The sequence below is a fragment of the Arthrobacter sp. MMS24-T111 genome, assembly GCF_054888995.1.
The window spans coordinates 2,601,859-2,614,200 of record NZ_JBTZRO010000001.1; the positions used below are offsets into that span (position 1 = coordinate 2,601,859).

Consider the following 12,342-nt stretch of genomic DNA (forward strand, 5'->3'; position numbering starts at 1 on the left):
AACTCCCGAGGCCTGAAACGGTTCTGTGAGTGACGCGAATGGAGTGTTTACTCTCATTGTTCTAGAGCAGAAGAGGGATCCTGAAGACTTGTGTTGACCATTCTGCGTGGTTGGCGCACGGTGCGTTGAGACCCTGTCGTTCTGGCGGATGTCACAAACTGCGGAGACTAGATGCACGTCGATCCGGTCCTTCCCTTCAGGCACGGTTTTCCACGAGTGTTAGCACCGCCTAGCTGAGCCCTAGGAGTGCGCACGTCAGCGCTATATAGCTGCCCGAAGCAACTCCTGTGACGAGTGGGCAGATCATTTTGGGGAGATATGCCTGGCCAGACAGACTGCCGCCCGGCATAGGATCGCATGCCCTGCTACACAGATGTTAGCGGCCATGAAAAACTGCCCATAGCGGCTGAGCGGCGGCGCCGCTCCGTGTCCATCGAAAATATGCGTTCGGGTCCCCATTACGTGTGGCCGTGACTGGGTTTTGCGCGAAGGATGGATACGTCCGTCACGGTCAACGCCGGATCCGCCTTGGTGCTTTTGCCCGCCCCATAGCGTGGTGAGAAGGACCTCCACGGGAACCGTGGAATGTTGCTTCGAGCACGAGTAATAGATTCCTGCCTTACTCCTGTCCTTCCCGGACGGACGCTTCAAATTCGAGCCAAGGAGGAACATCGTGGATCTCGTGCATGAACGAGCTGTAGGCATCGACATTTCAAAACGGGACGCGAAGGTTTGCGTTCGTAAGCCGGCAAAGCGCAAGGGCCAGTTCACCTCGACAGTCACGACATGGGGATCGACGACAAACGACATCCTCAAGCTTTGTCAGTTCATCGTGAGCACGCAGGCAACGATCGTGGTGATGGAGGCAACCAGTGATTACTGGAAGCCGTTCTACTACCTCATGGAGGAAACCTTGCCGGTGATGCTGGTCAACGCAAAACATGCCAGGAACATCCCGGGCAGGAAAACCGATGTCTCTGATGCAACCTGGCTTGCCCAGCTCGCTGCTCATGGGCTGCTGCGGGCATCCTTTGTCCCGCCGGCACCGATTAGGGAGCTGCGGGATCTCACCCGCGCCCGTGCGGCGGCTGTCGGAGACCGAACACGGGAAGTCCTGCGGCTCGAGAAGATGTTGGAAAGCTCAGGAATTAAGCTCTCCGGTTCGGTTGCCAGTCTGACGGGGGTTTCGTCCCGAGCGATGCTGGACGCGATGATTCATGGGGAGCGTGACCCTCAGATTCTCGCGCAGCTCGCACAGCGCCGGATGAGATCCAAAATCCCTGAACTAGTCGAGGCGCTTACCGGCAGCTTCACCGATCATCATGCGTTTATGGCTCAGCTCTATCTGGATGAGATTGACATGCATACGCGAACCGTGGACGCGCTCACCAGAAGGATAGAGAAGGCCATGAAGCCTTTTGAATCCGCTCGTGAGGCTCTCGTGACAATCCCAGGTGTTTCGGCGCTGGTCGCTGACGTGATCATCGCCGAAACCGGTGCTGACATGACTGTCTTTCCCGATGCGGCTCACTTGGCATCTTGGGCTGGAGTATGTCCGCGGGCAGACGAGTCCGCTGGTCGAATCAAGTCGTCCAAGACAATGCCCGGCAACAAGTACTTGAAGGCAGCGCTGGGTATCGCTGCCCTGGCTGCTTCTCACCACCGCAGCAGCTACCTGGCCGTGAAGTATCGACGAATTGCTGCTCGACGTGGCCCGGTAAAAGCTGTCGTGGCCTTGGAACACACCATATTGAATGCAGTGTGGAACATGCTCGGCAATGGCCAGTGTTTTCAGGATCTTGGCTCCGACTACTATGCGCGACTAAACCCGCAGGCATTGAAGGCGCGAGCCTTGCAGCAACTCCGGCAGCTCGGATACGAGGTCACCCTCACCTCACCAGGCATCCCGTGAGCACATTAATTTTCGTAATAGGCGGCCACGAAAGTGCCCACTGACGGCCAGTAAAACTGCCCGATGGTGGCCATGAGATCTGCCCACTTCCTTACTGAACCGACCGCGCCTTAAGCGGCGGGGGCCTCTCCCTGGGGTTTGATGACGGTGTCTAAGCGCACCAAGCGAACCAGGAAGAGGCCCTGTATGAAGTCTGACGGAGAAATCATGGAAATTCTTGCTGCCTACGATCTGACCGGATCGTTGCGCGCCACCGCGGAGCTCACGGGCTGCTCGCACCACACCGTTGCCAAACACGTCGCCGTCCGGGACGCCGGCCGGCCGATCGGGGAACCAACGGCCCGGGGCCGGGTCACCGACCCGTACCTGCCCAAGATCGAAGAATGGGTGGAGGCCTCCAAGGGCCGGATCCGGGCCGATAAGGCCCACGCAAAGCTCCTCGCGCTGGGCTATACGGGTTCGGAACGCTCCACCCGACGGGCGATCGCGCAGGTCAAGGCGGCATGGCGGCTGGGTCACACCCGCGTCCACCGGCCCTGGATCACCGAACCGGGCATGTGGCTGCAGTACGACTTCGGCGACGGGCCCCGGATCGGCGGGGTGAAGACCATCCTGTTCGTGGCGTGGCTGGCGTTCTCCCGCTTCCGCGTCGTGATCCCGCTCAAAGACCGGACGGCGCCGAGCGTCTTCGCGGCGCTGGACCGGTGCTTCCGGATCTTCGGCGGAGCACCAACGTATGTACTCACGGACAACGAGAAGACCGTGACCACCGCTCATGTTGCCGGGGTCCCGGTGCGGAACATCAGACCCTGGACTTCGCCCGGCACTACGGTGTCACCGTGCTGACCTGCCAACCCGCAGACCCCGCCACCAAAGGCGGAGTGGAAGCATCGGTGAAGCTCGCCAAGGCTGATCTCGTGCCCAAAGACACCAACCTCCGCGACGAATACGGCACGTTCGCCGAACTCGAGGCCGCCTGCCAGGCGTTCATGGACGAGGTCAATCACCGTGAACACCGGACGACGCGGCGGAAACCCGCGGCCATGCTCGCCGAGGAAGCCCCGCGGTTGCACCGGATCCCGGATACTGCGCACACGGTCGCGTTCGGCCTTGCCCGCACCGTTCCGGAGAACACCCCGATGGTCACCTTCGAAAACGCCCAGTACTCCGTCCCGGCCCACCTGCTCGGGGCCCGGGTGTTCGTCCGAACCCACGGGACCGGGCCCGGCGAGCAGGTCATCATCGTCCACCCTGGCACGACCGGTCCGGTTGAAGTCGCCCGCCACGACCGGGCACGGCCCGGCAGCCCCGCCATCAACGACGAACACTTCCCCGGACCCCGGACCAGGGTCCCCGGCGATTACGAGGTCAGGGCCCGCAACGCGGACGAGGCCGCGTTCCTGGCCATCGGCGAAGGCGCCAGAACCTGGCTGGTCGAGGCCGCCGCGGCCGGAACGGCACGGATAAACATCAAAATGGCCGAAGCCGTCACGCTGGCCAAAATCGCCGGCACTGACCAGGTCGACCGCGCCTTGGGCGACGCCGCCCTGCATGGCCGGTTCGCGCACCAGGACCTCGCCTCGATCCTGAACGCCAACATCCGCCGCACCACCACTCACGCGGCCAACGAAGCGAGCTCGCTGACCCAGGGAACCGGCGCGTGGGCCGCGATCGGCAACGCCGCCCTGAACACCACAACCAACACCACCAAGATCACCCCGGAGGAGGCCCGATGAGCCCCGTCACCACGCCCAACACCGCCTCCCCGCCGCTGCCGGCAGACCTGGAAGCGTTGATGCGGTCCCTGAAAATGCCCCATGCCCGGGCGCTGGCACCGGACCTGATCGCGACCGCCCGCGCCCAGCGCTGGGAACCGGCCGAGGTCATCAGAGCCCTCTTCACCGAGGAAGCCGCTGGCCGGGCCCGGTCCATGCTCGCTTCCCGCCGCAAAGCAGCAGGGTTCCCGACCGGGAAAACCTTCGAGGCGTGGGACCCGGCAGCGTCCTCCATCCCCGCACCGACCCAGCAAGCCCTCCGGACCCTGGAATGGATCACCCGCAGGGAAAACCTGGTCGTCTGCGGGCCCTCGGGAACCGGGAAAACGTTCTTCCTCGAAGCCCTCGGCCAGCAAGCCGTCGAAGCCGGAATGCGGGTCGCCTGGTTCCGGCTTGAGGACCTCGGCGTCCTCATCCGCGCCCACCGCACCGATGACAGCGTCACCCGCGCCGTCGCCCGCATCCTCCGCGCCGAGCTCGTGGTCATCGATGATATTGGTCTGTTACCCGTGGCCACAGACGCCGCCGAAGGCCTCTACCGGGTCGTGGACGCAGCCTACGAAAAACGATCCGTCGCGATCAGCTCCAACCTCCACCCCGCCGGGTTCGATGAGCTCATGCCCAAAACCCTCGCGACCGCCACCGTGGACCGGCTGCTGCACCACGCCCACGTCTGCCAAACCAGCGGCGATTCCGTCCGCCTCACCCAAGCCCTCGCCGGAAAAGGAGTCACCCGACTGAACTGACCAACCCCACGATGGCCAACCCCGCCGAAACCAATCAGTGGGCAGATCCGTTGGCCATAACCGGGCAGTTTTACTGGCCACCAGCGGGCACAATTGATGGCCGCCCGTGGGCAGAAACAACTGGCCATTGACACACAGAGGTTCTGTTTACTCAACTTCCGCAACATGGTGGACGTCGAGACCGTGGTCAGCCCTGTGTTCTATGCGTTTGGCGGCACGGGTCGAACGGACCACTCGTTTCATCGTCCTCGTGCACCTGGCAGCGCATCTCAAACGAAAGCACGAACGGCCCACTGGAGTGGTTCCTAAATGTAGGACTCTGTCGGTGACGGTCGAAAACTGAGCCATTGTGACGGCGGCGGAGTTCAGCGGTCGTTGCAACGATTTATGGTTCTGTCGACGGTGAGACCAGTCTAGTGAGGTGTTCCAAGGGGCTTTGCCATCCGAGGATTTCACGTGGTCGCTGATTGAGTTCGGCTGCGACCATGGCCAGGTGTTCGCGGGTGTGGACGTTTAGATCTGTTCCCTTCGGAAAGTACTGGCGGAGCAGGCCGTTGGTGTTCTCGTTGGATCCGCGTTGCCAGGGGCTGGCTGGGTCGCAAAAGTAGACAGGGATAAGTGTTTGCCGTGTGAAATCCTGGTGGCAGGCCATCTCAGTGCCCTGGTCCCAGGTCAGAGATCGGCGTAGATGGGCCGGTAGCGGTCCCATCGCTTCGGCCAGTCGATCGCGCAGATTCTCAGCTCCACGGTTACCGGCCAGGTGCACGAGGACGATGAAGCGCGTGGTCCGTTCGACCAGCGTGCCGATGGCAGAGCGGCCTCCCTTTCCAATAATTAAGTCCCCTTCCCAATGCCCGGGTACTGATCTGCCGATCGCATCTGCCGGCCGGTCTCGGATCATGACCATGTCTGGGAAGCGCCTGGTCCGGTGTTCCTTCCGACGACGCGGCCGGCGACCGGTCCGTCCGGTGCGCAGGGCTACTGCTGCATCCACGGCCAAATCGAGGCTTCCGCGCCCGTACAGGGCTTGATAGACGGTCTCCGGGACAACGTGCATTTCCGGTTGTCCAGGGAAAACGGCGCGCAAGCGGTTGCTGATCTGACGGGGACTCCAACGCTGTTTCAGGTGTTCCCGCACGAACTGCTGCAGCACCGGGTTAGACGCGATCTTCCCCGTCCGCTGGCGGCTCCGTCGACGCTCGGCACTGCGCTGGGCCGTGCGAGGACGGTAGTTACCGGAGGGCTCGTGAATGTTCCGGCGGATTTCCCGGCTCACTGTCGATGGACTGCGCCCGAGCTCTGTTGCGATAGCGCGAATGCTCCGCCCTGCATGGAGGAGGTCCGCGATCGTGATCCGTTCCAATTCCGAGAGAAACCGGGCGGAGATAACCGCCGGCCTCTGATGCGAGATGGGCGCAACCTTCTTGATGTCTCCGGACTTCAGAACGACCGAGTGGCCATGCCGCCATCGCGTCCCCGAGCTACGGCTGATTCCCACAATCCGGCAGGCCTCAGAATTGCCCATTCCCTGTTTCATCAGCTGATCATAGTGAGCCCGAGCGGCGTTCTTTGGAGGTGCGCCCCGGGACTTTCTTGCTCTCTTCATCTCTGGCAATTGCAACTCCTAAAAGCTCAGGTGTTGCAACGACCACTAGACGCCAAGCCAGCGAAATGGCTCACTTTTCGACCGCCAGCGATAGGCGACGGCTAGGACGGCTCGGAAAAATCACACGCATCGAAAACGAAACAACCAACTGGACCGCGCTCACAGCGGTCTCATACCCCCAGCCAACAAGAGCCAGGGCAATCCCATAGAGTCACGAGCCATCTTTCAACGACGAAACCTGCTTTACAGTCGATGATTAAGAGCACTCATTCGCGGCAGAGATGTGGTGGCGGGGCCCCAGCATATTTGTTTAACAGAAGATGCGTATACACGCTGCCAACTCTGACTAGAGATTAGCGCATTAAGCCTCTGTAAACCGACCGGGCGTGAGGCAACTCGGGTCAGACCGTGCTCTCGACTGCGTGCTCGTGCCCCATGCGCTTCCGAAGCCGCAGGTAGGCCAGACGGCGTGCGTAGGACATGCTAATTGCCTTCCAGTTTCCTATCCACAAGTCAGAGCGACTAAGTACATGTGGGTGTTCTCGCGCTATTTGTTCATGGAAAGCAATCGCTTGGTCTGATTGTTGTTTTGCGAGTCGAACGCTCCATTGACTCGCGCTAATCCTGAAGACGGCTAAGCTCCGGCGAAGAGCAACTACATCGCCGTGGAAACATATCCTGGCGTACGTAGCCTCGTCGATTAGGTAGGGGTGGGTATTGTCCCAGCCGCCTTCATCCTCAAGCACGTCTCTGCGATACATAACGCAGGCTGGTTCACCAAAAATGTTGGATCCTGCGACAACAGTTGCGCGAACGGCCTCAGCTCCAGACACTAAGCCTGTTATTCCCTGCAGTCCTCTATTCCGAACAAACACGTCTCCGTTGGAATCAACCAAATCTCGTTGGCTCGCAACTAGAACAGCTGTCGGGTACTGCTGAAAGGCCTGGACCTGTTCGGAGAGTGCGGTCGGAGCGATTAGGTCGTCTCCGCAGACGAGTTTCACGAATTTTCCCCGCGCCTCGGAGCTAACGCGATTCCAGTTTGCTTGGGCCCCCCCACCCGGGGGAGTGGGGGTCAATATGCGAAGTTTCGGATGCCCTTTGAAGGAGTCAATCACCTCTTGAGTTCCGTCCACCGAAGAATGATCGGCAACCACGACCTCGTAATCGTCATATGATTGATTCAGCACCGATTCCAGGGTCTCGGAGATGTATTGAACGTTGTTGTAAGCCGGGATTACTACTGAGACAGTAGGCCTCATGCTCTTTTTCCTCTCTTGGGGTGCCGAGCGTGGAAGCTGGGGACACGTTGTCCGTAGCTTTTCGTCGAAATGAAAAATATCGGTGCCCGAAGTAGCTAATGATTACAGAGAGCGCTGTTATTACCAGCTGCGTCGGAATACGGGGGAATCCCATAATGTCGGCGAACAGAGAGAGCAACCCAACGTTGACGAACAAGGATGTAAGATTAACCAGCGCAAAGCGGGCGAGATCCAGCCAAAGGCTCCCACTTACCCGAAAGACGAGTTTTCTGTAAACAAAAAAGACTGATATCAGTGAAACAAACCACGATACGAAAAGTAAGATGAAGGATGGCGCTTTGTCGAAGACAAGAGCCAAACCGATGAACAATGCTGTGCTGAACGCGGTATTTGCGCCACCAACAAGCAAGAAAGCCACACGCTGGTCTTTGATTAGCTTCATCAGAGGACCGGGTGGCCCGGCATGTATGCCGCGTACAGGTTCATTCCGGCTCGTTGCGTCTGAGGCCATCGTCTATCTCATTTCTTGTCACTTGCACGTAGAGTTACAACGTGCCTGCAGAGGTTCGGATGATTTGCATGTCTCGCACTGTCGCATCAATTCCGACAGGCAGTGGAGTGAAGGGCCGGTTGTCCAACTCTGGCCAAATTATGGAACGAAGCCTCAAATCATGTGCCTGGGCTTTTGCAAAGGGAGAAGCGCCCAACACGACGAGTGGCCTTCGTCTGAAGACCGTTCGACAGGCGCCGATCAATGCGCCGATGGTATCGGCGCGCTGTGTTGCAATGATCTTGGTTATCGTCTCACCTGGGCTGACGTCCGATTGGGACAGTCGGACGAGGCAATCTGCGACCAGTTCGGCGGCATCATCAATGTAAATGTAGTCCCGCAGTGTGTCTAAAGAGACATAAACGCTAACTGGTTGACCCGTAAGATAGGCCTTAGCAAAAACAGAGATGAGTCCTTGTGGTTTATCCAGATTCTGACCCGGACCGTATAAATTGGCGATTCGTCCAACCAGAATCCGCGTTCCTGAGGAGACCCCAAATTCCGTAGCAGCTTTTTCAGCCGCGAGCTTGGCAAATCCATACGGTGCTAGAGGTTGAGGTTTGCTCGTCTCCGAGTATGGGGGATTAGGAGAGCCCGCATAGACGCCTCCGGCCGATGAGGCTAAGAATAGCCGTCCGCTAGCTGCATCATCCGCACAGAGAACATCAGAGATTGATGCTAGAGCAGCTTTGAATACATCAAGCTCTGCATCAAGATCTGCTTGAGAGGTTCCCGTAACACCCGCCCCGGCGCACCATGCGATTAGCCATGGCTTACCGCGAGAAATCACTCTAAAGTCCTTCACGGCCGATTCCAGCGCAGTCTTTGCTGCGGGAGGATCGTGCCACGGTATTGACGACGTCAGAACTTGGTGGCCCCTTTTCCTGAGAACCGACACGAGGCCCTTACCTAGCAGGCCCCCTGCGCCAATTACCCATGCAGGCTCTGGCATCTAGACAGGTCCTCCGGAGGATGTGGCAGTCCCTTGAGGGGATGACTCGTTGCTTTCCTTGATTTTACCCAGTGGTCCTACGGCCGGATCGCTAACGATCAGATACGCAGGTTTCCCCATGGCCATGTTTACGTTTACGCCAACATACTCGGCAATTATGCCGAGGGAGAAGAGAATTGCTCCTGAGCTGATCAGGATGACGATCATGGTAGAGGTCCAGCCCTGTTGCCCGGCGCCATGTCCGGTTAGGTATGCAGCCAGAAGGTATATTGCAAGGCAGACACCAAGGAGGGCAAATATGGCCCCAATGAGACTAACGAGTCGGAGCCCTCGAGTTCCACTTGAGATTACCATCCGCCAGAAATGAGACAACAAGGTGCGTAGACGGTAGCCCGAAGTTCGGTCGCCTTCTTCCCTGAGGGCCACCGGGCAGGTGGAAACATTGGATGCAATCCAGCCAAGAGCAACGTCGAGATATACGGCGTTACCCGCGTAGGCTGCAACTGAACGCGCCACTTCTCCGGTAACGAGCCGAAAGCTCTGATAATTTGGTGCGTCGTTGCTAGAGAGAAGCGTGGCCACCACCTTCTTGGCCCCCTTCGAAGCGGCATTCCGCAGGAATCCGTGCGGTGGCTTGTTGCTTGGAAGTGCATAAACTAGCGTTGACTGGTGGGCCATTGCGGTGTCTAGCATGCTGCCGATTGCAGAAGGATCGTGTTGCCCGTCCTCGTCCATGGTGACCACCCAGTCGCCTCCGGCCGAAGCCATGCCGGCCAGCGTGGCGGGGTGCTGACCGAAGTTCCGGCTCAGCCACACAGCGCGCACGATATCGTATCGGGCCGTTAGCTCCCGTATTACTTCAGCAGAATGATCAGGGCCGTGATCGAACACAAGAAGTGCCTCCGACACAACATATCGATGTCCGGCAGGGGATAGCTGGGGTACTGAAAGCTGCATCAGCTCAGAAACGACGCCAGGCAGCGTCCTTTCTCCCTGATAGACGGGAACGACGACGGAGATACGATGGGTGCTGGCCGTCAAGCCTGTCAGTGGGTTGGTCATGTGTATAGAGTTTACCGCTTGGCGACTCCCCACCGTGACGAACCGATCTGGAGTAGTTGATACAGCCCGGGTCACTTGATCCTTGAAGCCGCGGGTCCTTACAACCATTCATTCGCTAGCGGGGTACAGAGAGCAACGTGAAACACCAAAGAGATGCTGTCAGAAACGCACAGTTGGGCCAGCGCTGGATGGCCGTCGCCGCCACTGCCTCAGCGATAGCTGCCTACTGCCTGCTCCAAGTTCTGCCTTTGATGTCCAGCGCCGGTTTCAGTTGGCGAAACTTTCGGAATTATTTTCCTTACGATCAGTATTCCTATCTTGCCATTGCGGTGAACGTTCGAGACGGCAACATGTCGGCTGTTGAACCATTTACCGAAACTGGGGTTAATCATTATCCTCGATTGTATTACATCTTTTTGGGACTTCTTTCGAGAATATTTAGCTCTGACATAATTGCCACGTGGCAGATTACAGGTTTGACATTTCAGCTCATAATGGTCGGGGTTATCAGCTGGCTTTTTATCAGGCTGACAGGAAAGCCTGTAATGGGGGTGCTTGGGTTCTTGCCAAGCATCATTGGTACCTTTGCGGTGCCATTGGCGGGCAACTGGTTTCACGCTTTGGACAACCATGCCGTTCTCTGGGGTGCTTTTGGTGTTTTATTTACACTAAATGGCGAATCCGCCGCTTTGTCAATGGCGGTCGTATCCGCCTGTCTGCTCATTGGCTTCGCGTTCCCTGTTGAAGGTAGCCGCCGCTCCCTCGATCGACGTAGTTGGGCGGTCATTATTGGTGCCGCGGCTGCCATGGGTTTGTTAGCAAATGTGCAGACTTATTCTTTCTTAGCAGTTGTCTATTTTACAATATACATTGTGGCAGTCTTTGGGCTGATAAGTTATGGAGTCTGGTGGCACACAGCGGTGAGCTTGGTTTTGTTGGCTGTTGTAATTCTTGCTGGACCGACGATCGCCGTTACCGCCGGTCCATTGGCAACTTTGGTCGTCGGCGTCGCTGCAGCTCTACCTGGCTATCTCCTAGTACTGCTTAGATATAAGGGTCCTATGCTCGCTGCCGCCTTGATGGCGAGTGTCGCCGCGTCTCCGACAATCGTCGGAACCATGCTTGGGTTGGCTGATAAGGATGAGTTTCTGACTTACCGGGAGGTGTCGTCATCCGCCTTGGGGGTTCCTGTCGGCACAGGGCTCCTAGCTGCCATTGTTCCACTACTTATGCTTGCATTGATTTTCTGGGCTGGTGTTATGCGAAGAAATCGTGCATGGCTGGCTTTCTCCATCGGCGCTGGAGCTGCCTGGACGCTCGTTGCCACCAATGACCGTTGGGGAGCCAACCAGGAACCCTACCGATTTTGGATCGACGGCTTTACTCTCGTGACAGCTACTGCTGTTCCCATCGTGTGTCAGATTCTTTTTAGGATCTGGAACACCCGAAGTGAACTCTCTCCGCGCCCCCGTAGCTCTACTGGGCGGATTCATGAAGACATGCCGACGTCAGCGTCTGACCCGCTACGGCCCCGTACCGGGATCGCCATAGCTTGGTGCGCTATCGTCTTAGGCACATTGGGGATAAGTCTGCTGGACTACTTCGAATTTTCGCGCTACGTCCATGATCGCGGAACAGAGAGTTTCCACAACCCGCAGGGAGGGGCAATAGAACAAGCGACGGCTACTCTGACGGCAAATGCGTCCGCTCCGGGTTTGCCAGCTGTAGGTGACGGTAAGGCATCAGATTTGGTCCTGGCGGACCCGTGCATCAATCCCTTCCAACTTAAGACCCTGACGGGACTGCCCACTGCCTTTTATAACCTCGGTTTAGCATGGCCGAGCAAGGAAACCAGCCTGCGGGAAGTCTTGAAGCAGCGTTCCTCCACCGTCTTTGCGGAATCTTTGGCCAAGGATGCCGGCATCAAATACGTACTTACAGATTCATCGTGTTCTGCGGACTGGGAGATCCAAATTCACGGGGATCGCCTATCTGAGGCCAGCTACGACACAAACGAAAAGCGCGCGACTGTTACTCTTTGGAAGCTCACTGGATGAATCTCGAAGGTCGCGGAAAATCCGCTTCCATCGTCCATACCATCGATTACTTGGTTGGCGGTGAGCAATGGTGCGGCTACGTCAACATCCATCGGCTTTGTTGCGGCCGATTCGACACCGGGATGTTCTGTTTCGGACCGCGAGCCAAATGGTGTCCTCGCACGTGATCTTTTGCCCACCCGCTGTTAACCGGTCGCGTTGGGTGCGCCGTTATCAGACAGCGTGGGCTTTCAGAATGGGCTTGGTGAGATGCCTCGTGTCGGCGACGTGCTTATAGTTAGCGCTCTCGCCTTCGTGCACCGGCGTTGTAGAAGCCTCGAAGCAGCGGGCTTGAAGACGGGCAGCCATGCCGTCAATTGCAGCCCGCAGTGAGTGACACTCAGTCGAATTTCCTGGACGTTGGGCGGCTCATGTGTCGAC

Annotated in this window: 8 protein-coding genes and 1 pseudogene; 4 read left to right on the top strand and 5 right to left on the bottom strand. The window is 58.1% G+C overall.

Annotation, left to right across the window (positions count from 1 at the left end):
- Window positions 1-673 precede the first annotated feature (673 nt).
- From ACX5I6_RS12220 to istB, 3 genes and pseudogenes are all read left to right on the top strand, one after another.
- A complete protein-coding gene (locus ACX5I6_RS12220) occupies window positions 674-1,912 on the top strand; it encodes an IS110 family RNA-guided transposase (RefSeq protein ID WP_461839766.1) in 1,239 nt (412 codons plus the stop codon).
- A gap of 186 nt (window positions 1,913-2,098) precedes the next feature.
- A pseudogene (istA, locus tag ACX5I6_RS12225) lies at window positions 2,099-3,648 on the top strand (IS21 family transposase).
- Entirely contained in the window at window positions 3,645-4,433 is a 789-nt protein-coding gene (gene istB, locus ACX5I6_RS12230; protein ID WP_237430038.1) for an IS21-like element helper ATPase IstB, read from the top strand. Before istA ends, istB begins: the two are co-directional and overlap by 4 nt.
- 385 nt (window positions 4,434-4,818) lie before the next feature.
- On the opposite strand, the gene ACX5I6_RS12235 is transcribed toward istB, so the two are convergent.
- The 5 genes from ACX5I6_RS12235 to ACX5I6_RS12255 all read right to left on the bottom strand — a co-directional run bounded on the left by ACX5I6_RS12235 (window position 4,819) and on the right by ACX5I6_RS12255 (window position 9,865).
- Entirely contained in the window at window positions 4,819-5,958 is a 1,140-nt protein-coding gene (locus ACX5I6_RS12235) for an IS30 family transposase (protein WP_461841708.1), read from the bottom strand.
- A gap of 482 nt (window positions 5,959-6,440) precedes the next feature.
- Entirely contained in the window at window positions 6,441-7,301 is an 861-nt protein-coding gene (locus ACX5I6_RS12240) for a glycosyltransferase family 2 protein (RefSeq protein WP_461840642.1), read from the bottom strand.
- A complete protein-coding gene (locus tag ACX5I6_RS12245) occupies window positions 7,210-7,812 on the bottom strand; it encodes a GtrA family protein (RefSeq protein ID WP_461840643.1) in 603 nt (200 codons plus the stop codon). Before ACX5I6_RS12245 ends, ACX5I6_RS12240 begins: the two co-directional genes overlap by 92 nt.
- Before the next feature lie 34 nt (window positions 7,813-7,846).
- Complete coding sequence (locus ACX5I6_RS12250) at window positions 7,847-8,803, bottom strand: NAD-dependent epimerase/dehydratase family protein (RefSeq protein WP_461840644.1); 957 nt, start codon at window positions 8,801-8,803, stop codon at window positions 7,847-7,849.
- Complete coding sequence (locus ACX5I6_RS12255; RefSeq protein ID WP_461840645.1) at window positions 8,804-9,865, bottom strand: glycosyltransferase; 1,062 nt, start codon at window positions 9,863-9,865, stop codon at window positions 8,804-8,806.
- 137 nt (window positions 9,866-10,002) lie between these two features.
- Here ACX5I6_RS12255 and ACX5I6_RS12260 point away from each other — a divergent pair, with 137 nt between their 5' ends.
- Window positions 10,003-11,922, top strand: a complete 1,920-nt coding sequence (locus tag ACX5I6_RS12260; protein ID WP_461840646.1) for a hypothetical protein — start codon at window positions 10,003-10,005, stop codon at window positions 11,920-11,922.
- Window positions 11,923-12,342 lie beyond the last annotated feature (420 nt).